Source organism: Mycobacterium hainanense (genome assembly GCF_041890355.1).
GTDB lineage: Bacteria > Actinomycetota > Actinomycetes > Mycobacteriales > Mycobacteriaceae > Mycobacterium > Mycobacterium hainanense.
The window spans coordinates 3,195,360-3,215,356 of sequence record NZ_CP169059.1 but is presented as its reverse complement, the minus strand read 5'-3'; the positions used below and the strand labels follow the sequence as shown (position 1 = coordinate 3,215,356).

The following is a 19,997-nucleotide window of genomic DNA, read 5'->3' as shown; positions in this document are numbered from 1 at the left end:
TGGCGGCCGCGAAGGTCTTCGAGACTGCGGTGCCGCGGCGCGTGTACCCCCGCCCCGCTCATAGCTCCCCGCAACTTGTCGATGGCTCGGGGTACTGTCGAACACATGTTCGAGTTTGCGGAGGCCTCGCGGGCGACGCCGGAATCGGCGGCGCTGCTGGACCGGGTGCGTGAGGCGGGGCGTGCGGAGGCGCGGGCGGCGGCCGAACGTTTGGTGGCGGTCGGGGAGCTGCTGGTGTTGCGCTGCCGGGATTCGGGGGAGCAGGCGGACTGGGCGGCTGATGCGTGGGCGGCGGTCGCCGGGCAGGTCGGTGCGGCGCTGGGATGCAGTGTGGCGATGGCGCAGAGTTATCTACGGTATGCGATGGCGCTGCGTGAGCGGCTGCCTGAGGTCGGCAAGGCGTTGCAGGCCGGCGATATCGACTATCGCGCGTTTCAGACGATCGTGTTCCGCACTGATCTGATCACCGACGCCGCGGTGTTGGCGCGGGTGGATGCGCGGCTGGCGGCGTTGCTGTCCCGGCGTCCCTCGCTGACCCGGGGCGGGTTGAGCGCGGCGGTGGATCGCGTGGTGGCGCTGGTGGATGCCGATGCGGTGCGCCGGGCCAAGGAGGCGGTCAGTGATCGATTCGTGGATGTGCAGGCCAACGAGTCGGGGATGGCGTGGCTGACGGGCAGCATGGTCGGTGCTGACGGGCATGCCCTGGATCGGCGGCTTGATGAGTTGGCGCGCGGGGTGTGTGCGGCCGATCCCCGCAACCACCGCCAGCGGCGTGCCGATGCGCTGGGCGCGCTGGCCGCCGGGGCGCAGCGGTTGCGGTGCCAATGCGGAACCCCGGGGTGTGCGGCCGCCGAGCGCACCCCGAGCGCTGTGGTGATTCACGTCGTCGCCGAGCAGGCCACCGTCGCCGGCCCCGGCGCGGTCCCGGGCGTGCTGCCCGGTTTCGAGGGACTGCTTCCCGCCGAGGTGATCGCCGAGTTGGCCGGCTCGGCCACGCTGGTGCCCTTGGCCGTCCCGCGCGCCGCGGAGCCGCGCTACACCCCGTCGCAGAGGCTGGCCGATTTCGTGCGGTGCCGGGACCTGACGTGTCGGGCGCCGGGGTGTGATCGCCCGGCCGTCGACTGCGACCTTGACCACACGGTGCCCTACTCCCAGGGCGGTGCGACGCATCCGTCGAACCTGAAATGCCTGTGCCGCCAACATCATTTGCTGAAAACGTTTTGGGGTTGGCGCGACGAACAGCTACCCGACGGCACCTTGATCTGGCGGCTGCCCGACGGGCACACCTATGTGACCACCCCGGGCAGCGCGCTGCTGTTCCCCAGCCTGTGTGCCCCCACCGGCCACCCGCCGGCCACCCCGACACCGGTCGAGCGGTGCGCCGAGCGCACCGCGATGATGCCGCGGCGCAGCCGCACCCGCGCCCAGAACCGGGCCCAGCGCATCACCACCGAACGCCGCCACAACCGCCAAGCCCGGCTGGCCGCCCAACCCGCAGTGCCGACCAATCCGGCGCCCGCTGGCCCGGCACCCCCAGATGATGACCCCCCGCCCTTCTGATCGCGGGTCAGACGGACTTGGTGACGCCCACGTAGGACAGCACCACGTCGGATTCGTCCGTCGCTTGGGTCAGGGTCGCGTAAGACCGGATGAACGACTGACCCACGCATCCGTCGATCTTGACGTGGAAGCCCGTGACAATGACTCGCGGATTCGGGCCCTTGAAGTCCTTCCTGACGACCGGCACGACGAGTACCACGCCGGGCTTGAGGCCCACGGTGATCACGCCGTTTATCGGCGCGGTGACCAAGGGGATGAGACCGCCCGCCAGCGGAAAGCCGACGCCCGGGTTGAGGCCGGCGCTGCCCGCCATGGTGACGCCGTTGGAGGTGCTCATGTCGATTCCGCAGCCGATCTCATAACCCACCTCGAGCACGCCGTGAGGTTGTTCGAGGCCTTCTAGCGAAGCGGTAAACGTTCCGCGAGAAACGTATTCGCGGGATGACACCGCGGTGGTCAGCGGCGCGACGGGAACCTGCGACTCGTCCCTCGCCCCGAGAGTCAGGATCCAGCCCTCGGGGGTCGTGAAGGTCACCGGGTCGGACGACGGCACCCGCCCGTCATCCGGTGCCCCCGCGGTGGCCGCTGCGTTTTCAGCGTCGGGATCGGCGGCCGTCGGCGGCGCCGAGGTCACTGCCGTGACGACGCACAGCGCGAGAATCGCAGCGCGACGGACGATGACGGCTACCGGCCACACGAGCGATACGGTAAGCGCGGCCAGATTGCGGTCCCGAAATTTGCTGGCCGACCGGCCGAAGTCGTTTTGCGTTCGTGACCGTTATGGAACATCGGTCCGGAACTCTGTGGATGACCGGTGGCAAAAACCGGTGTGAAGGAATCTCCGCACCCGCTGCGTTTGCCAAACCGGTAAGGTGACGAGTGTCCCGGCGACAGAAAGGGCGGCGATGAAAACCCACCCGCGCGTTCGCGGACTGTTGGCCGGGGCGGTGACCGTCCTGGCTCTCGCGGGGGGCACCGGCGTAGCGCAGGCGGATTCCGGAGACCCGACGGGACCGAACGTGCTCAACCAGCTGATCACGTCCACCCCGGCGCTGAATCCGGCTCCCGCGAACGAAAACGGTCCCACGGTGGACTCGAATGCCGTCGGCATGTATTGCGAGAACCGTTTCGCGCGGTGCCATTAGGCGGATCGCGACGCTGTCAGCACTGTCGGCTCATCACGTCGTGGAGCCGTGTCGGCCTGCACCGTCCACGAACCGCTCGGCGCCCGACTGCAATTCGGATCCCAAACGCGACAGGCTTACGAACTCGAAGTCCATGGCCCCGGCCTCGCTTCGACCCCCTTGGTAGAGCGTCGACAGGTGGTCCGAGCGCAGGCGCAATTGCAGCGCCGAGAGTTCGGCAGCCCCCGACTGTGTCCGATGAGTCGGGGCAGTCGGACGGTGCCGCCGTCGATTAGAGGCAGTCCGTGGTGGTGGTGAGTGCTCTGCTCGCCGCCGGATGGCAAACGGCGGCCCCGGTGGCCCACGCCGACATCGACTTCTATTGCCGGCCCGGCTGCTGGGGTGCGATCGCGGCGTCGCCCTCGACCGGAGAGTGAAGCCATCCGCCTCAACTACCGCACCCGGCTGCAGGCCGAGGACGCCGCCGTCCCGTGGTGCGACCTCATGGGCAAGACCAACGACTGCCAGGTCCTCACGTCGGGGCTGTGGTGTCTGTCGATCGCGGAAGGCGGGGACGGCAACGCGCTGGCGGCGCGGGTAGCGCCGACCCTCTACGCGGCCGACGCGGCGGCCCTCGACGGCGCGGGGTCGGGGTCCAAAATCGACCTCCACGACTGCAACGGTTGACCGTCCGGAGCAAATCGCCTGGCCAGGACTGGCAAGCCCACCGGTGTGCCATGATGTCGGAGCTGTCAAGACACAAGGGAGCGGCCGTGGATCTCAACTTGTCGATTGTCACGCGACCGGTCGAGCGCCTGATCGCTACGGCGCAGAACGGGCTGGAGGTTGTCCGGCTGGGGGGCTTGGAAACAGGTAGCGTCCCATCGCCGTCGCAAATCGTCGAGAGCGTACCGATGTACAAGCTGCGGCGTTACTTCCCCCCGGACAGCCGGCGCGAGAAGCCGCGGGTGGGTCCGCCGGTTCTGATGGTGCACCCGATGATGATGTCGGCGAACATGTGGGACGTCACGCGCGACGAGGGCGCGGTGGGCATCTTGCACGCCAACGGGCTGGATCCCTGGGTGATCGACTTCGGCGAGCCCGACAAGGTGGAAGGCGGCATGCGCCGCACCCTGGCCGACCACATCGTCGCGCTCAGTCAGGCCATCGACACCGTCAAGGAGGTCACCGGCAGCGACATTCACCTGGTCGGCTACTCACAGGGCGGCATGTGGTGCTACCAGGTCGCCGCTTACCGGCGGTCGAAGAGCCTGGCGAGCATCGTCACGTTCGGTTCGCCGGTGGACACCCTGGCCGCGCTGCCCATGGGCATCCCGGCGAACTTCGCGGCGCCCGCCGCCAACTTCATGGCCGACCACGTCTTCAGCCGGTTGGCCATCCCAAGCTGGATGGCGCGCACCGGCTTTCAGATGCTCGATCCGCTCAAGACCGCCAAGGCGCGCGTCGACTTCTTGCGGCAGCTGCACGACCGCGAGGCGCTCCTCCCGCGCGAACAGCAGCGCCGGTTCCTCGAGCGCGAAGGCTGGATCGCCTGGTCGGGTCCGGCGATCTCCGAACTGCTCAAGCAATTCATCGCCCACAACCGGATGATGACCGGCGGCTTCGCGGTCAACGGCCAGATGGTCACGCTCACCGACATCACCTGCCCGGTGCTGGCCTTCGTTGGCGAGGTGGACGACATCGGGCAGCCCGCCTCGGTGCGCGGCATCCGACGCGCAGCTCCCGACGCCGAGGTCTACGAATCCACCATCCGCACAGGCCATTTCGGCTTGGTCGTGGGATCCAAAGCGGCGCAACAGAGTTGGCCGACCGTCGCCGCCTGGGTGAAGTGGCTGTCCACCGGCGGTGACAAGCCGGAGAGCATCGACCTGATGGCAGACCAGCCCGCGGAGCACACCGACAGCGGCGTCGCGCTGAGCTCCCGGATCACGCACGGCCTTGGCGAGGTCTCCGAGGCGGCGCTGGGCATGGTTCGCGGCGCGGCCAACACGGTGGTCGCGGCCAACAAGTCGATGCGCACGCTCGCCGTCGAGACGGCCCGCACGCTGCCGCGCCTGGTGCGCCTGGGACAGATCAATGACCACACCCGCATCTCGCTGGGCCGCATCATCGACGAGCAGGCGCACGACGCCCCCCAGGGCGAATTCCTGCTGTTCGACGGGCGCGTGCACACCTACGAGGCCGTCAACCGGCGCATCAACAACGTCGTCCGCGGCCTGATCGAGGTCGGCGTCCGGCAGGGTGACCGGGTGGGTGTCCTGATGGAGACGCGCCCCAGCGCGCTGGTGGCCATCGCCGCCCTGTCCCGCCTGGGCGCGATCGGGGTCGTGATGCGACCGGACGCCGACCTGGCCGCGTCGGTCCGGCTCGGCGGGGTGACCGAGCTGCTGACCGACCCCACCAATCTCGAGGCGGTGCTGGCGTCGGACCGCCAAGGCCTGCGGCAGGTGCTGGTGCTCGGCGGCGGCGAGGCGCGCGACCTGCATCTGCCCGACGACAGCGATGTCATCGACATGGAGCAGATCGACCCGGCCGCCGTCCAGCTGCCCGGGTGGTACCGCCCCAACCCGGGATTGGCCCGCGACCTGGCGTTCATCGCGTTCAGCGCGGCCGGTGGCGAGCTGGTGGCCAAGCAGATCACCAACTATCGCTGGGCGGTGTCGGCCTTCGGGACCGCGTCGACGGCGGCCCTGGACCGCCGCGACACCGTGTACTGCCTGACCCCGCTGCACCACGAGTCGGCGTTGCTGGTGAGCCTGGGCGGGGCGGTGGTCGGCGGCACCCGCATCGCGCTGTCCCGCGGCCTGGACCGCAACCGGTTCGTCCAGGAGGTGCGGCAGTACGGCGTCACGGTGGTGTCCTACACCTGGGCCATGCTCCGCGAGATCGTCGACGATCCCGCGTTCGTGCTGCACGGCAACCACCCGGTGCGGCTGTTCATCGGGTCCGGCATGCCGACGGGCCTGTGGGGCCGGGTGGTCGACGCGTTCGCGCCCGCGCACGTCGTCGAGTTCTTTGCCACCACCGACGGGCAAGCGGTGCTGGCCAACGTGTCCGGCGCGAAGACCGGCAGCAAGGGTCGTCCGCTGCCCGGCGCGGGGCGCATCGAACTGGCCGCCTACGACGCCGAGCAGGACCTGATCCTGGAGACCGAGCGCGGCTTCGTCCAGGTCGCCGAGCCGAAACAGGTCGGGGTGCTGCTCGCCGCGTCCAACGGCCCGATCGATCCGACGGCGTCGGTCAAGCGGGGGGTGTTCGCCGCCGGCGACACGTGGATCTCCACCGAGTACCTGTTCTACCGGGACGACGACGGCGACTACTGGCTGGCCGGCAGGCGCGGCTCGGTGGTTCACACCGCGCGCGGCCTGGTGTTCGACGAGCCGGTCACCAACGTGCTGGGCTGCATCAACGGTGTCGACCTGGCGGTGACCTACAGCGTGCCGTTGGGCGACCGGGAGGTCGCGGTCTCGGCGGTGACGCTGCTTCCCGGGGCCAGCATCACCGCGGCGGACCTGACGGACGCCGTCGCCAAGATTCCGATTGGGGTGGGCCCCGACATCGTCCAGGTCTGCCCGGAGATGACATTGAGCGCGACCTACCGTCCGACCGTCAGCGCTTTGCGCGCGGCGGGAATTCCCAAGCCGGGTCGCCAGGTGTGGTACTTCGACGCCGACGGCCAGCACTTCCGCAAGCTGACCCCCGGCATCCGATCCGAACTGAAGGGGCACGCCGATGGTTGACGATTCGCTGCTGAGCATCCTCGTGTGCCCCGCCGACCGGGGCCCGTTGTTGCTCGTGGACTCAGCCGATGGGGAACTGCTGTACAACCCGCGGCTGCGGCGCGCCTACCGCATCGAGGACGGCATTCCGGTGCTGCTCGTCGACGAGGCCCGCGACGTCGACGACGAGGAGCATGCCCGACTCACGGCACAAGGCCGTCCGGCAGATCCCCGGTGAGGTAGCGCTGCAGGTTGGGCGCGATGGCCGAAGCGACCTGCTCGGCCGGCAGCGAGGCGAACGGCTCCAGCTTGAGGATGTAGCGAGCCATCACCACGCCGATCAGTTGCGACGCGACGAATTGGACGCGAATCTGTCCGCTTCCGGGTGGATTGTCAACGCGCGCACCAACTTCCACCGCGATTACGTCCTGGATGAAGGTACGGAAAAGGTTGACCTCGCTGCCGGCGATGATGGAACGCAGGGCGGCGACGAACGCGGTACCGACCTCGGAATCCCACAGCGGCAACAACGTCGACGGCAGGGTATGGCCCAGTTCGTCGACCGGCACCTCGCGCAGCCGACCGATCACCTCCATCGGGTCGATCGGGATGTGCACGGCGGCGGCGAAGAGCTTCTCCTTTGTGCCGAAGTAGTGGTGCACCAGCGCGGAATCCACCCCGGCTGCCGCCGCCACCGCGCGTATCGAGGTATTGCGGATACCGTTGCGGGCGAACAACTCTCGCGCGCTGGATAGGATGCGCTCGCGGGTGTCGGAGTTACCCGCCGGCCGCCCGGGCCGCCGACCGCGGCTGTTGGTGGTCGCCACCGGGGTCTAGGCGGTCCGCCGTCGCAGCGTGGCGGCGGCCAGGCACAGCGCCGCGAGCGCGAAACCCAGCACGACGACGATGTCGCGCACCGCGACGTAGGTCAGCTGCGGGTGCGCGCCCACCTGTTGCAGCGCCTCCAGCGCGTAGCTGGCCGGCATCACGTTGCTGACCCACTGCAGCCAGTGCGGCATCAGCGCCCGCGGCACGATGATGCCGGCCAACAGCAGTTGCGGCACCATCACCAGCGGGATGAACTGCACGGCCTGAAACTCCGTGCGCGCGAACGCACTACACAGCAGGCCCAGGCCCACGCCGAGGACGGCGTTGACGATCGCGATCACGAACACCCACGCCGGGCTGCCTGCGGTGTCGAAGCCGAGCAACCAGAAGGACACGATGCAGGCCAGCACCGCCTGCGCGGCGGCGGCCACCGAGAAGGCGGTGCCGTAGGCGATCAGCAGGTCGAACCGGCGCAGGGGAGTGGTCAGGATGCGCTCCAGCGTCCCGGAGGCCCGTTCGCGCTGCATCGTGATCGCCGTGATGATGAACATGACGAACAGCGGGAACAGGCCCAGCAGGATCAGGCAGGCGTTGTTGAACGGCGAAGGCGTGCCGGGTCGATGCGGCGCGTTCTGAAACATGTAGTACATCAACGTGATCACCAAGACCGGCACGAACAGGATCATCGCGACGCTGCGATGGTCGGCCGCCAGCTGGCGCAGGATCCGCGTCGTGGTGGCGGTGTAGCCCGTGAGCCCTAGCCGGCCTGGGGCATGGTGCTGCGCTTGATGATGGACAGAAACGCGTCCTCCAGTGACGTGCATCCGGTGTCCTCTCGTAGTTGGGCCGGGGTGGTGTGGGCAAGCAGGTGACCCTCGCGCATCAGCAGCAGGTCGCCGCAGTGGTCGGCCTCGTCCATGACGTGGCTGGAGACCAGCAGCGTGGTTCCGGCGCGGGCGAGGTCGGCGAACTGCTCCCACAGATCCGCGCGCAGCACGGGGTCGAGGCCCACCGTGGGCTCGTCGAGCACGAGCAGGTCGGGCCGGCAGACCAGCGCGCAGGCCAGCGACACCCGGGTGCGCTGGCCGCCGGAAAGGTTGCCGCAGAACGCGGTCCGGTGATCGGCAAGGCCGACCCGCTCGATCGCGGCGTCGGCGGCCTGGTGGTCAAAGCCGTACAACGCGGCGAAGTAACGGACGTTGTCGACGATTCGCAGGTCGTTGTAGATCGTCGGGTCCTGGGGCAGGTAGCCGACCCGGCGGTGCAGCGACGCCGAACCGGCCGGGTGGCCGAGCACCTCGACGGTCCCCGACGTGACGATCTGAGTGCCGACGATGCAGCGCATCAGAGTGGTCTTGCCGCAGCCGGACGGGCCCAGCAGGCCGGTGATGCTGCCCCGCCCGATCTGCACCGAGAAGTCATGCAGGGCAGGGCGTTTCCCGCGGATCACCCGCAGGTGTTCGATGCGGACGGCCGGGGCCGTGATTAATTCATCACGTGATGAAGTCATCATGTGATGAATATCGTCCTCCGGCGGGGAGTTGTCAAGGGTGGGCGCGTTCGTCCGATCCGGGGCGGCGCAGCGGCAGGTGCCCGTGCACACCCTCGGCGTAGGCGGTCTCGGCGTGTTGCGTGAGATCGACGCCGGTGGTCTCGTCTTCCGGGCTGAGCCGGAAGCCCATCACCCGGTCGATGACCTTGGCGAGCACGAACGACACCGTGAACGCGTACAGCGCGACCACGACGATCGCGAGCAGTTGCTTGCCCAGCTGGGTGACGCCGCCGCCGTAGAACAGGCCCCGCGGGCCGGCCGTCGTGACCGCCGTGGCGAGCAACCCGATCAACGACACCCCGACGACGCCGCCGACGAAGTGCACACCGACCACGTCGAGCGAATCGTCATAGTTGAAGCGGAATTTCGCGCTGACCGCGAACGAGCACACGACCCCGGCCGCCAACCCGACGACCGCCGCGCCCAGCGTGTTGACGGTCCCGCAGGACGGCGTGATGGCGACCAGCCCGGCAACCACGCCCGACGCCGCGCCGAACGTCGTCGGCCTGCCGTCGCGGGTCTGCTCGACCGACAGCCAGCCGAGCATGCCGAGGCAGCCGGCGACGAGCGTGTTGAGGAAGATGGCCGCGGCGGTTCCGTTGGCCGCCAGGGCGGATCCGGCGTTGAACCCGAACCAGCCGAACCACAGCAGGCCGACCCCGAGCAGCACCAGCGGCAGGTTGTGCGGCCGCATCGCGTCCTTTTTGAAGCCGATGCGCGGGCCGAGCACCAGCGCCAGGGCCAGCGCGGAGGAACCGGACACGATCTCGACGACCAGGCCGCCCGCGTAGTCGAGCACGCCCAGCCTGGCCAGCCAGCCCCCCGGCCCCCAGACCCAATGCGCCACAACCGAATACACGACGACCGCCCAGATCGGCACGAACACCATCCAGGCCGCGAACTTGGCGCGGTCGGCGATCGCGCCGCTGACCAGCGCGGCCGTGATGATCGCGAACGTCACCTCGAAGGTGGCGAACAGCAGTTCGGGAACCGTGCCGTGGACGGTGTCCGGGGTGATGCCCAGCATCCCGAGGTGGCGCAGGTTGCCCAGGAATCCGCTTGCGCCGTCTTCGGAGAACGCGATCGTGTAGCCGACCAGCAGCCATGCCACCGTGACGAGCGGGATGGAGATGAAGCTCATCATGATCATGTTGAGCACCCCGGTGGTGCGGACCATGCCGCCGTAGAACAGAGCCAGGCCGGGGGTCATCAGCAGGACGAGTGCCGTGCTGGCCAGCAGCCACGCGGTGGCGGCGGGGTCGATCGCATGCATGACGTGCGCTCCTTCACTGGTCCCAGGACACCGGGATATTGCCATGGCAGCGCCGTCGGTAGGTTCGGTGGGTGGCCGCAAGCCAGCTGTTAGTCGACCCCGTGGCGGCCGCGCATCGGCTCCTCGGCGCCACCCTCGCCGGCCGGGACGTCAGGGCCATCGTCGTCGAGGTCGAGGCGTACGGCGGCGTGCCGGACGGCCCGTGGCCGGACGCGGCGGCCCACTCCTATCGCGGCATCAATGGGCGCAACGCGGTGATGTTCGGACCCCCCGGACGGCTGTATACCTACCGCAGCCACGGCATCCACGTCTGCGCCAACGTCTCGTGCGGTCCGGACGGGACCGCGGCGGCCGTCTTGCTGCGGGCGGCCGCCCTCGAGGACGGCGCCGACGTCGCGCGCGCCCGCCGCGGCGAGCTGGTACGCGCGGCCGCCCTCGCCCGGGGCCCGGGCAACCTGTGTTCGGCCCTGGGAATCACCATGGACGACAACGGGATCGACCTCTTCGACCCCGCCAGCCCGATAACGCTGGAACTCAACGAACCGCTGACCGCCGTGTCCGGCCCTCGCGTCGGCGTCAGCCAGGCCGCCGACCGGCCCTGGCGGTTGTGGCTCGCGGGCCGGCCCGAGGTGTCGGCCTACCGGCGCAGTCCGCGGGCGCCGGCCCCCGGCACCAGCGACTGATCCGCCGACGGCACGGTAGAGCGCGCTTGCCTGATCGGGCAGTGCGAGGGCGATTGGTCGCCGCGGGAGCGACTAAAGTCGCTGGCGATGTCTTCCGGGATCCTTGACGAGCTGGGCTGGCGCGGACTGATCGCGCAGTCCACCGACCTCGACGCGCTGGCCGCGGAGGCGCAACGCGGGCCGCTGACGGTCTACGCCGGCTTCGACCCCACGGCGCCCAGCCTGCACGCGGGCCACCTGGTGCCGCTGCTGGCGCTGCGCCGCTTTCAGCGCGTCGGCCACCGTCCGATCGTCCTCGCCGGCGGCGCGACGGGCATGATCGGTGACCCGCGCGAGGTCGGGGAGCGCACCCTGAACGAGGCGGACACCGTCGCCGAATGGACCGAGCGCATCCGCGGGCAGCTGGAGCGCTTCGTCGACTTCGACGCATCCCCGACGGGCGCGGTCGTGGTCAACAACCTCGACTGGACGGCCCCGTTGTCGGCCATCGAGTTCCTGCGCGACCTCGGCAAGCACTTTTCGGTCAACGTCATGCTCGATCGCGACACCGTCCGGCGGCGGCTCGAGGGCGACGGCATCTCCTACACCGAATTCAGCTACATGCTGTTGCAGGCCAACGACTACGTCGAATTGCACCGCCGGTACGGCTGCACGCTGCAGGTCGGCGGCTCCGACCAGTGGGGCAACATCATCGCCGGCGTGCGGTTGGTCCGCCAAAAGCTGGGCGCGACGGTGCACGCGCTCACCGTCCCGCTGGTGACGGCGGCCGACGGGACCAAGTTCGGCAAGTCCACCGGCGGCGGCAGCCTGTGGCTGGACCCGACGATGACCACGCCGTACGCCTGGTATCAGTACTTCTTCAACACCGCTGATGCCGACGTCATCCGGTACCTGCGGTGGTTCACCTTCCTGTCGGCCGACGAGCTGGCCGAACTGGAACAAGCCACCCGGGAGCGGCCGCAGCAGCGCGCCGCGCAGCGGCGGCTGGCCCGCGAGCTGACCGTGCTGGTGCACGGGGAGGCGGCCACCGAGGCGGTCGAGCACGCCAGCCGGGCGCTGTTCGGGCAGGGCGAGCTGGACCGACTGGACGAGGCGACGTTGGCGGCGGCGCTGCGCGAGGCGTCGGTCGCGGAGCTCAAGCCCGGCGGCCCGGACGGGATCGTCGACCTGCTGGTGGCCAGCGGCCTGTCCGAGAGCCGCAAGGCCGCCCGCCGGACCATCGGCGAGGGCGGGGTGTCGGTCAACAACGCCCGGATCGACAGCGAGGACTGGGCGCCGCAACCATCGGACTTCCTGCACGGCCGGTGGCTGGTGCTGCGCCGCGGCAAGCGCACCGTCGCGGGGATCGAAAAGGTCTAGGAACGCACCCGTAAAACGCCTGGATGCGCAAATCTTTACCGCACCGTGTTGCGGCTGTGACCCACATTGGCCAGGGTGGTCACGGTGACATCACTGAGGCGTGTGGAGTGGGCCCTGCTGCGTCTCGTCGGAGTGGGCGCCTGTGTGGCGGGCCTGGCCGCGCCGCTGGCTGCGCCGGTCCGCGCCGACATGCGTGGGAACGCCTTCCTGATGGCCCTGTCGAACGCCGGCATCACATATCCTCACCCGGCCAGCGCCCTGGCGTTGGGCGAGTCGGTGTGCCCGATGGTGGTCATGCCCGGCCAGTCCTTCGACTCGGTGGCCGCCGAGATGTCGAACCGCAGCGGGCTGGGCTATGAGTCGGCCGGCCTGTTCACCATCGTCGCCGTCGCGAACTACTGCCCGGCCGTGATCGCGCCGCTGCTGCAGAACCGGCTCACGGCGTACTAAGCCGCGCCGCCCCCGTATCCTCGGCTGCGTGGTCGACGACAGGCAGCGGCAGCGGGGTGAGCGGCGCCCGCGCGCATCCGGCGCCTGGTCGGGGCCGGGCCGCGCGCGACCCGCGCAGCCGCAGAAGCCCGACGGCCCTCGCACGCCGGATGCCGGGCCGCCGATACCGCCGGGCGTGGAAGCCCGACAGCTGGCGCCCGAGATCCGCGGCGAGCTGAGCACGCTGGACCGCGCCACGGCGGACGCGGTGGCGCGCCACCTGGTCGCGGCCGGCGAGCTGCTCGACGAGGACCCCGAGGCCGCGCTGGCCCACGCCCGCGCGGCGCGGGCCCGGTCCAGCCGGATCGCCGCGATTCGCGAGGCGGTCGGCATCGCCGCCTATCACTGCGGCGACTGGGCCCAGGCACTGTCCGAGTTGCGCGCCGCCCGCAGGATGGGCAGCAAGTCCAATCTGCTCGCGCTGATCGCGGATTGCGAACGCGGGCTTGGCCGCCCGGAGCGGGCCATCGAACTCGCGCGCGGCCCCGAGGCGGCCCAGCTCGCGGGTGACGACGCCGACGAGCTGCGCATCGTCGCCGCCGGCGCGCGCGCGGATCTCGGGCAGCTGGAGCAGGCGCTGACGGTGTTGTCGACCCCGCAGCTCGATCCCGCCCGCCAGGGTACGACGGCGGCGCGGTTGTTTTACGCCTACGCCGATACGCTGCTCGCGCTGGGCCGCAATGACGAAGCGTTGCAATGGTTTTTGCGCTCGGCCGCCGCCGACGTCGAGGGCGTCACCGACGCCGAAGACCGGGTCAGCGAGCTGGGCTGAGATGACAAGCGTTGCGCGCCAATATGATTGTCTGCTGCTCGACCTGGACGGAACGCTGTTTCGGGGCCGCCGGCCCACCGAGGGCGCGGTCGAGGCGCTGGCCGAGGTCACAAGCCGCGCATTCTTCGTCACCAACAACGCCTCCCGCAGCGCCGCCGAGGTCGCGGCGCACCTGACCGAGCTCGGCTTCACCGCCACCGCTGACGACGTCGCCACCAGCGCCCAGAGCGCCGCCCGCCTGCTGGCCGGCCGGCTGCCGGCCGGGTCACCGGTGCTGATCGTGGGCACCGACGCTCTGGCCGACGAGGTCGCCGCCGTCGGCCTGCGCCCGGTGCGGCGGTACGACGACGACCCGGTCGCCGTCGTCCAGGGCCTGTCGATGACCGTCGGCTGGCCGGATCTCGCCGAGGCCGCGCTGGCCATCCGGGCCGGCGCGCTGTGGGTGGCGGCCAACATCGATCCGACCCTGCCCACCGAGCGCGGCCTGTTGCCCGGGAACGGCTCCTTGGTCGCCGCGCTGCGCGCGGCCACCGGCGCCGAGCCCCAGGTCGCGGGCAAACCGGCGCCCGGTCTGCTGACCGACGCGGCGGCCCGCGGAGATTTCCGCGCGCCCCTGGTGGTGGGCGACCGGCTGGACACCGACATCGAGGGCGCCAACGCGGCCGAGCTGCCGAGCCTGATGGTGCTCACCGGGGTCAGCTCCGCGCGGGATGCGGTGTACGCCGAACCGGCGCGTCGGCCCACCTACATCGGCCACGACCTGCGCGCGCTGCACTCCGACGGCAAGCGGCTCGCCGTGGGGCCACAGCCAGGGTGGCGCGTCGACGTCGACGAGGGGGCGGTGACCGTCAGCGGCGCCGGGCCCGACGACGGCGACGGGCTCTCGATCGTGCGGGCAGTCGCCAGCGCGGTGTGGGATGCGGCCTCGGTCGGGCGCCCAGTCGACATCCGGGCCGCCGACGACGACGCCCGGGCCGCGTTGCGGCGCTGGTCTTTGGTGCGCGGCGACTGACGGATGACTAGCGTAAGAGCGCAATGACTATCGATCCTGAAGAAATCCGTGCCGAAATCGACGCCCTGCTCGCCCGGCTGCCCGAGCCCGGGGCGCCCGAGAATCCCGACGACCAGCCGTCGCTGACGGAACTCGAAGACATCGCCCGCCGCCTCTCCGAGGCCCACGACGTGCTGCTGGCCGCGCTGGAGTCGGCGGAGAAGGGCTGAGTGCGCGCATGTCTCGCCGCGCCCGCGTCGACGCCGAGCTGGTTCGGCGCGGCCTGGCGCGATCGCGTCAGCAGGCCGCGGAGTTGATCGGCGCCGGGCGGGTCAGCATCGACGGGCTGCCGGCGCGCAAGCCGGGCACCGCCGTCGCGGTCACCGCGGCCCTGACCGTGGCCGACGACGGGGAACGGGGCTGGGTGTCCCGCGGCGCGCACAAACTGATCGGCGCCCTGGACACCTTCGAGGTTCCGGTGGCCGGCCGGCGCTGCCTGGATGCCGGCGCGTCCACGGGCGGGTTCACCGAAGTCCTGCTGGACCGCGGGGCCGCCGAGGTGGTCGCCGTGGATGTGGGCTACGGCCAGCTGGCATGGTCGCTGCGCTGCGACCCGCGGGTCGTGGTGGTCGAGCGGACCAACGCCCGCGACCTCTCGCCCGAGGCCATCGGGGGCCCGGTCGACCTGATCGTCGCCGACCTGTCCTTTATTTCGCTGGCCACCGTGTTGCCCGCGCTGGCTGGATGTGCTTCGCCCACTGCGGATATCGTTCCCATGGTGAAGCCGCAGTTTGAGGTGGGACGGGGCCAGGTCGGCGCCGGCGGCGTGGTGCACGACCCGGGCCTGCGCGCCGATGCCGTGCTGGGCGTGGCGCGGCGCGCCGGCGAGCTGGGCTGGCACACCGTCGGCGTCACCGCCAGCCCGCTGCCCGGCCCGTCGGGCAATGTCGAGTATTTTCTGTGGCTGCGCGCTCAGTCGGGATTCGCGGACGACGAGTTGGTGGCGGCGGTGCGGCACGCGGTGAATGAGGGCCCGCAGTGACGTCGGGGACCGAGCAGCGCACCGTGCTGATGGTGGTGCACACCGGCCGCGAGGAAGCCACCGAGACGGCGGCCCGCGTGCAGAAAGTGTTGGGCGCCAACGACATCGCCCTGCGCGTCCTGTCCGCCGAGGCGGTCGACCGCGGTTCGCTGCACGTCGCCCCCGACGACATCCGGGCGATGGGCGTCGAGATCGAGGTCGTCGACGCGGACCCGCACGCCGCCGACGGCTGCGAACTGGTGCTGGTGCTCGGCGGGGACGGCACGTTCCTGCGCGCGGCCGAACTGGCCCGCAACGCCGGGATCCCGGTCCTGGGCGTCAACCTGGGCCGCATCGGCTTTTTGGCCGAGGCGGAGGCCGAGGCCATCGACCGGGTGCTGGACCACGTGGTCGCCAAGGACTACCGCGTCGAGGACCGCCTGACGCTGGACGTGCTCGTGCGCGCGCCCGGGCGCGAAATCGCGCACGGCTGGGCGCTCAACGAGGTCAGCCTGGAAAAGGGCCCGCGGCTGGGCGTGCTGGGGGTGGTGGTCGAGATCGACGGGCGGCCGGTCTCGGCGTTCGGGTGCGACGGGGTGCTGGTGTCGACGCCCACCGGGTCCACCGCCTATGCGTTCTCGGCCGGCGGCCCGGTGTTGTGGCCCGACCTCGAGGCAATCCTGGTGGTGCCCAACAACGCTCACGCGCTGTTCGGCCGGCCGATGGTCACCAGCCCCGACGCCACCGTCGCCATCGAGATCGAGGCGGACGGTCACGACGCCCTGGTGTTCTGCGACGGACGCCGCGAGATGCTGATCCCGGCCGGCAGCCGGATCGAGGTAAGACGTTGCGACACACCGGTGAAATGGGCGCGGCTGGACAGCGCGCCGTTCACCGATCGGTTGGTGCGCAAATTCCGGTTGCCGGTCACCGGGTGGCGTGGGAAGTAGATGCTGACCGAAATCCGCATCGAGTCGCTGGGCGCCATCAGCGCAGCGGTCGGGGAGTTCGATCGCGGCCTGACCGTATTGACCGGCGAGACCGGCGCGGGCAAGACCATGGTGGTGACCGGGCTGCACCTGTTGGGCGGGGCACGCGCCGACGCCACCCGGGTTCGGTCCGGCGCCGACCGTGCGGTCGTCGAAGGCCGGTTCACCACAACGGATCTCGAGGATGCCGCGGTGGCGCTGCTGGACGAGATGCTGGACGCCTCGGGCGCCGAACGCGACGAGGACGGCAGCGTGATCGCGCTGCGCTCGGTCAGCCGCGACGGGCCGTCGCGGGCCTATCTGGGCGGTCGCAGCGTGCCCGCCAAGTCGCTGGGCGACTTCACCGCGGAGCTGCTCACGCTGCACGGGCAGAACGACCAGCTGCGGCTGATGCGGCCCGAGGAGCAACGCGGCGCGCTGGACCGCTACGCCAAGGCGGCCCCCGCGCTCGAGCGCTACCGCAAGCTGCGCGACGCCTGGCTGACCGCGCGGCACGACCTCATCGACCGCCGCAACCGCATGCGCGAGCTCGCGCTGGAGTCCGACCGACTGACGTTCGCGCTCAACGAGATTGACACCGTCGACCCGCAGCCGGGCGAGGACGACGCCCTGGTCGCCGACATCGTGCGGCTCTCCGAGCTGGACACCCTGCGCGAGGCCGCGGTCACCGCGCACACGGCGCTCACCGGCGCCCCCGACGACGCCGACGCCGACGGGCACAGCGCCGCCGACGGCCTGGGCCGGGCCCGGGCCGCCCTGGAGTCGACCGACGACGCGAAGCTGCGGTCGCTGGCCGGGCAAGTCGGTGAGGCGCTGACCGTCGTAGCCGACGCGGCGGGCGAACTCAGCGCCTACCTGGACGAGCTGCCCGTCGACGCCAGCGCTCTGGAGGCGAAGCTGGCCCGGCAGGCGGAGCTGCGCACGCTGACCCGCAAGTACGCCCCGGACGTCGACGGCGTGCTGCAGTGGGCCCGGGAATCACGACAGCGCCTGGCCCAGCTCGACGTCTCCGAGGAGGGCCTGCAGGCGCTGGCGGCCCGGGTCGACCAGCTTGCCCGTGAATTGGCCGAAGCCGCAACCGATCTCAGCGGCATCCGGCGCAAGGCCGCCAAGCGGCTCGCCAAGGAGGTCACCGCCGAGCTGTCCGGGCTGGCGATGGCCGACGCCCAGTTCAACATCGACGTGAGCAACGACGTCGCCGCCGACAAGGACGACCCCGCCGCGCTGGTGCTGCCGTCGGGCGAGCTGGCCCGCGCCGGCGTCGACGGCGTCGATCAGGTCGAGTTCGGCTTCGCCGCACACCGCGGGATGGACCAGCTTCCCCTGGCCAAGAGCGCGTCCGGCGGCGAGCTGTCCCGGGTGATGCTGGCGCTGGAGGTGGTGCTGGCCGCCTCGGCCGCGGGCACCACCATGGTGTTCGACGAGGTCGACGCCGGTGTCGGCGGGCGGGCCGCGGTGCAGATCGGGCGGCGGTTGGCGCGGCTGGCGCGCACCCATCAGGTCATCGTGGTCACCCACCTGCCGCAGGTCGCGGCGTACGCCGACGTGCACCTGGTGGTGCACAGCGCCGGCCCGAAGGGGACCAGCGTGGTGCGGCGGGTCACCGGCGACGAGCGGGTCGCCGAACTGGCGCGGATGCTGGCCGGGCTGGGCGAGTCGGACAGCGGCCGGGCGCACGCCCGGGAACTGCTCGACGCGGCGCAAAAGGACGAGATCTGACGTCGGTATGGCCGCGGCCGTCCCATCACTCAACACCTCTGGCGTGCCGTGATCTGGGGTCGGGCTCGCAGGTTCGCATGCCTCACCTTGCCTACGGAGACGAACGCCAGGACGGTTTCCCCGGATTCAGGATGACTGATGATGCCCGTCGGCCTCAGCGAGTGCGACAGCTTCCTTTAGTGTGGTCATCGCTGTTCCTCGGTCGAGATTGGGAAATCTTCGAACGCGCGAATTTCGTCGCTGATTGCTCGCGGATCGCATTCCTGAATTAGATGCTTGGCGCCGAACAGAATTCGGGTGCGATGGCGTGGGAAGGTCGCTTCAAATCGTGTGCGTTCGCTGTCTCGGAAGCCAATATCGTCGTTGCCCCACAGCAGCAGCACCGGCTTGTCGGTCAGCTTCGCCAGTCCTGCTTCGACTTCCGCGAGGTAGTTGCGGCTGGCGAGGATCTCGTGGGGGAGGATCGCGATGGGTTGGCGTGACTTCGGCGTGGGGAAGGGTCCGCGGTAAGCGGCTTTTTCCGCCGCCGTCAGGGTCCGATTGATTCCTGCGGGCATCAGCCAGTCGACGAACGCATTGAACCGTCGGATCAACAAGCGGCTCAATGGGTTACCGGCGACCCGGGAGAACATGGCGACGTGCGGGATTCCTTGCGCCGGCCACGCCCAGGTGTTGCCGATGATCAGCGAATGGAAGAGGTCGGGGCGGCGTCCCGCGACGCCGAGGCCGATCGGTCCGCCCCAATCGTGCACCATCATTCGGATGTCGGTCAGTCCGAGTTCGGTGATGAAGTGCTCCACGACGTGCGAGTGCTGCTCGGGTTTGAACGCGTATCCGGGGCCGGCGGTGCTCAGCCCGAATCCGGGATAGTCCAATGCGATGCAACGGAATTGGTTCGACAATTGGCCGATGATGTTGCGGTACAGGAACGACCAGGTGGGGTTGCCGTGCAGAAGGAGCAAGACCGGCCCGGAGCCTTCGTCGACATAGTGCACGGTGTGGCCGTCGATGTGCACGTAGTGGTTCTCGAACGGGTAGATCCTGGTGTCGAGCCAGGCCGGCAGTGCGGGGTTCATGAGTGCGCCTTCGTGGCGAGGTTGTCAGCGGTTTTGTTCATCAGAGTGAAGATGGCGTTCGGCGCTATCCGCGACATGGCGTAGAGGAACTTCGCCTGTCCGATTCGCAGTTCCGTCGTTCCGTTGATCAGCGCTTTGACGACGGCGGAGCCGACGGTCTCAGGCTGAATCTTGGATCCGCCGTAGCTGCTGGTGAGTTCGGTGTCCACGGTTGGGGGCAGCACCTCCAGCACGTGCAGGCCGTCGCGCCGGGTCTGGTGCCGCAACGCTTGGCTGAAGGCGTGCACACCGGCTTTGGCGGCCGCATAGGCCGGCATGCGGCCGAAGGGTGCGTAGACCAGACCGGTGGTGACATTGACAACGGCTGCTTCCGGTCGTCCCAGGAGAGCGGGCAGCAACGACATGGTCAGATACATCGGCGCCGAGAGATCCAGCGCCATTTCGTTTTCCATCGTGCGCGCAGCACATCGATCGTGGAGATCGATGTCGGTCATGGTGCCGGCGTTGTTCACCAAGACGTCTGGGGGGCGACCCTCGGCGAGGTGCTCGACGAGGCGGTCCCGATCCCCGTCGTCGGTGAGGTCGGCCACGAACGTCGTGATGCCCGCGTCGCCTCCCCGCGCTGTGGCCAGCCGCTCCTGGTCGCGCCCCACGATCAAGGCGTCGGCGCCGGCGGCGCGCAATGCTCTGCTGATGGCCAGCCCGATGCCCGATCCTCCGCCGGTGACGACGGCGAACTTGCCTTGTAGCTCCACTGTGCTTCCCTTCCCCGGTGCGACTGCAAAATGATCCGATTAATAAATGCTCCGATAATTGGAGTA

General features: G+C 69.9%; 21 protein-coding genes and 1 pseudogene. 14 read left to right on the top strand and 8 right to left on the bottom strand.

What is annotated here, in order from left to right; all coding sequences use genetic code 11:
• Positions 1–105 precede the first annotated feature (105 nt).
• Positions 106–1,560, top strand: coding sequence for an HNH endonuclease signature motif containing protein (locus ACEL92_RS14955; RefSeq protein WP_374021523.1), 1,455 nt, complete (start codon positions 106–108; stop codon positions 1,558–1,560).
• A 7-nt stretch (positions 1,561–1,567) separates the two neighbouring features.
• Here the strand turns inward: ACEL92_RS14955 and ACEL92_RS14950 are convergent, their stop codons facing one another.
• A complete protein-coding gene (locus tag ACEL92_RS14950; protein ID WP_374021522.1) occupies positions 1,568–2,257 on the bottom strand; it encodes an MspA family porin in 690 nt (229 codons plus the stop codon).
• Positions 2,258–2,465: 208 nt separating this feature from the next.
• On the opposite strand from ACEL92_RS14950, the gene ACEL92_RS14945 reads away from it, so the two are divergent.
• On the top strand, positions 2,466–2,705 hold the full coding sequence (locus ACEL92_RS14945; RefSeq protein ID WP_374021521.1) for a hypothetical protein: 240 nt from the start codon (positions 2,466–2,468) through the stop codon (positions 2,703–2,705).
• A gap of 33 nt (positions 2,706–2,738) precedes the next feature.
• On the opposite strand, the pseudogene ACEL92_RS14940 reads toward ACEL92_RS14945, so the two are convergent.
• Positions 2,739–2,989, bottom strand: a pseudogene (locus ACEL92_RS14940) (enoyl-CoA hydratase); the annotation flags it as partial.
• Positions 2,990–3,086: 97 nt separating this feature from the next.
• Here ACEL92_RS14940 and ACEL92_RS14935 point away from each other — a divergent pair.
• The 3 genes from ACEL92_RS14935 to ACEL92_RS14925 all read left to right on the top strand — a co-directional run bounded on the left by ACEL92_RS14935 (position 3,087) and on the right by ACEL92_RS14925 (position 6,662).
• Positions 3,087–3,371, top strand: coding sequence for a hypothetical protein (locus ACEL92_RS14935; protein ID WP_374021520.1), 285 nt, complete (start codon positions 3,087–3,089; stop codon positions 3,369–3,371).
• Between the two features lie 86 nt (positions 3,372–3,457).
• Positions 3,458–6,445 (top strand): acyl-CoA synthetase, encoded by a 2,988-nt coding sequence (locus tag ACEL92_RS14930; protein ID WP_374021519.1) that lies wholly within the window; start codon positions 3,458–3,460, stop codon positions 6,443–6,445.
• Positions 6,438–6,662, top strand: a complete 225-nt coding sequence (locus ACEL92_RS14925) for a Trm112 family protein (RefSeq protein ID WP_374021518.1) — start codon at positions 6,438–6,440, stop codon at positions 6,660–6,662. Before ACEL92_RS14930 ends, ACEL92_RS14925 begins: the two co-directional genes overlap by 8 nt.
• On the opposite strand, the gene ACEL92_RS14920 is transcribed toward ACEL92_RS14925, so the two are convergent.
• Genes ACEL92_RS14920 through ACEL92_RS14905 form a run of 4 tightly spaced genes read right to left on the bottom strand, consistent with a single transcriptional unit; the run spans position 6,628 to position 10,077 of the window.
• Positions 6,628–7,251, bottom strand: a complete 624-nt coding sequence (locus ACEL92_RS14920; protein ID WP_374021517.1) for a TetR family transcriptional regulator — start codon at positions 7,249–7,251, stop codon at positions 6,628–6,630. The two genes, ACEL92_RS14925 and ACEL92_RS14920, sit on opposite strands and share 35 nt — an antisense overlap.
• Positions 7,252–7,257: 6 nt before the next feature.
• Entirely contained in the window at positions 7,258–8,076 is an 819-nt protein-coding gene (locus ACEL92_RS14915; RefSeq protein ID WP_374021516.1) for an ABC transporter permease, read from the bottom strand.
• Entirely contained in the window at positions 8,010–8,765 is a 756-nt protein-coding gene (locus ACEL92_RS14910) for an ABC transporter ATP-binding protein (protein ID WP_374021515.1), read from the bottom strand. Before ACEL92_RS14910 ends, ACEL92_RS14915 begins: the two co-directional genes overlap by 67 nt.
• A 31-nt stretch (positions 8,766–8,796) precedes the next feature.
• Positions 8,797–10,077, bottom strand: coding sequence for an ammonium transporter (locus ACEL92_RS14905; protein WP_374021514.1), 1,281 nt, complete (start codon positions 10,075–10,077; stop codon positions 8,797–8,799).
• Between the two features lie 71 nt (positions 10,078–10,148).
• On the opposite strand from ACEL92_RS14905, the gene ACEL92_RS14900 reads away from it, so the two are divergent.
• From ACEL92_RS14900 to recN, 9 genes are all read left to right on the top strand, one after another.
• Positions 10,149–10,760 carry a DNA-3-methyladenine glycosylase gene (locus ACEL92_RS14900; protein WP_374021513.1) on the top strand — a complete coding sequence of 204 codons (612 nt, stop codon included), beginning with the start codon at positions 10,149–10,151 and terminating at the stop codon, positions 10,758–10,760.
• An 87-nt stretch (positions 10,761–10,847) separates the two neighbouring features.
• Positions 10,848–12,119 carry a tyrosine--tRNA ligase gene (gene tyrS / locus ACEL92_RS14895; protein ID WP_374021512.1) on the top strand — a complete coding sequence of 424 codons (1,272 nt, stop codon included), beginning with the start codon at positions 10,848–10,850 and terminating at the stop codon, positions 12,117–12,119.
• Between the two features lie 75 nt (positions 12,120–12,194).
• A complete protein-coding gene (locus ACEL92_RS14890) occupies positions 12,195–12,569 on the top strand; it encodes a DUF732 domain-containing protein (protein ID WP_374021511.1) in 375 nt (124 codons plus the stop codon).
• 28 nt (positions 12,570–12,597) lie between these two features.
• Complete coding sequence (locus tag ACEL92_RS14885; protein WP_374021510.1) at positions 12,598–13,380, top strand: tetratricopeptide repeat protein; 783 nt, start codon at positions 12,598–12,600, stop codon at positions 13,378–13,380.
• A gap of 1 nt (position 13,381) precedes the next feature.
• Positions 13,382–14,392 carry an HAD-IIA family hydrolase gene (locus tag ACEL92_RS14880; protein WP_374021509.1) on the top strand — a complete coding sequence of 337 codons (1,011 nt, stop codon included), beginning with the start codon at positions 13,382–13,384 and terminating at the stop codon, positions 14,390–14,392.
• 23 nt (positions 14,393–14,415) lie between these two features.
• Positions 14,416–14,601 (top strand): hypothetical protein, encoded by a 186-nt coding sequence (locus ACEL92_RS14875; protein ID WP_374021508.1) that lies wholly within the window; start codon positions 14,416–14,418, stop codon positions 14,599–14,601.
• An 8-nt stretch (positions 14,602–14,609) separates the two neighbouring features.
• Positions 14,610–15,413, top strand: a complete 804-nt coding sequence (locus tag ACEL92_RS14870; protein WP_374021507.1) for a TlyA family RNA methyltransferase — start codon at positions 14,610–14,612, stop codon at positions 15,411–15,413.
• A complete protein-coding gene (locus ACEL92_RS14865) occupies positions 15,410–16,342 on the top strand; it encodes an NAD kinase (RefSeq protein ID WP_374021506.1) in 933 nt (310 codons plus the stop codon). Before ACEL92_RS14870 ends, ACEL92_RS14865 begins: the two co-directional genes overlap by 4 nt.
• Entirely contained in the window at positions 16,343–18,100 is a 1,758-nt protein-coding gene (gene recN, locus ACEL92_RS14860) for a DNA repair protein RecN (protein WP_374021505.1), read from the top strand.
• Positions 18,101–18,285: 185 nt separating this feature from the next.
• On the opposite strand, the gene ACEL92_RS14855 is transcribed toward recN, so the two are convergent.
• Positions 18,286–19,176: an alpha/beta fold hydrolase gene (locus tag ACEL92_RS14855; protein ID WP_374021504.1), complete on the bottom strand. Its 891-nt coding sequence runs from the start codon at positions 19,174–19,176 to the stop codon at positions 18,286–18,288.
• On the bottom strand, positions 19,173–19,931 hold the full coding sequence (locus ACEL92_RS14850) for an SDR family oxidoreductase (RefSeq protein WP_374021503.1): 759 nt from the start codon (positions 19,929–19,931) through the stop codon (positions 19,173–19,175). Before ACEL92_RS14850 ends, ACEL92_RS14855 begins: the two co-directional genes overlap by 4 nt.
• Positions 19,932–19,997: the final 66 nt, after the last annotated feature.

Coding starts and splice junctions, on each gene's coding strand:
- tyrS (WP_374021512.1), top strand. CDS start 10,848: ATGTCTTCCGGGATCCTTGACGAGCTGGGCTGGCGCGGACTGATCGCG.
- recN (WP_374021505.1), top strand. CDS start 16,343: ATGCTGACCGAAATCCGCATCGAGTCGCTGGGCGCCATCAGCGCAGCG.
- ACEL92_RS14870 (WP_374021507.1), top strand. CDS start 14,610: ATGTCTCGCCGCGCCCGCGTCGACGCCGAGCTGGTTCGGCGCGGCCTG.
- ACEL92_RS14915 (WP_374021516.1), bottom strand. CDS start 8,076: ATGCACGTCACTGGAGGACGCGTTTCTGTCCATCATCAAGCGCAGCAC.
- ACEL92_RS14910 (WP_374021515.1), bottom strand. CDS start 8,765: ATGATGACTTCATCACGTGATGAATTAATCACGGCCCCGGCCGTCCGC.
- ACEL92_RS14880 (WP_374021509.1), top strand. CDS start 13,382: ATGACAAGCGTTGCGCGCCAATATGATTGTCTGCTGCTCGACCTGGAC.
- ACEL92_RS14905 (WP_374021514.1), bottom strand. CDS start 10,077: ATGCATGCGATCGACCCCGCCGCCACCGCGTGGCTGCTGGCCAGCACG.
- ACEL92_RS14945 (WP_374021521.1), top strand. CDS start 2,466: ATGAAAACCCACCCGCGCGTTCGCGGACTGTTGGCCGGGGCGGTGACC.
- ACEL92_RS14855 (WP_374021504.1), bottom strand. CDS start 19,176: ATGAACCCCGCACTGCCGGCCTGGCTCGACACCAGGATCTACCCGTTC.
- ACEL92_RS14925 (WP_374021518.1), top strand. CDS start 6,438: ATGGTTGACGATTCGCTGCTGAGCATCCTCGTGTGCCCCGCCGACCGG.
- ACEL92_RS14875 (WP_374021508.1), top strand. CDS start 14,416: ATGACTATCGATCCTGAAGAAATCCGTGCCGAAATCGACGCCCTGCTC.
- ACEL92_RS14955 (WP_374021523.1), top strand. CDS start 106: ATGTTCGAGTTTGCGGAGGCCTCGCGGGCGACGCCGGAATCGGCGGCG.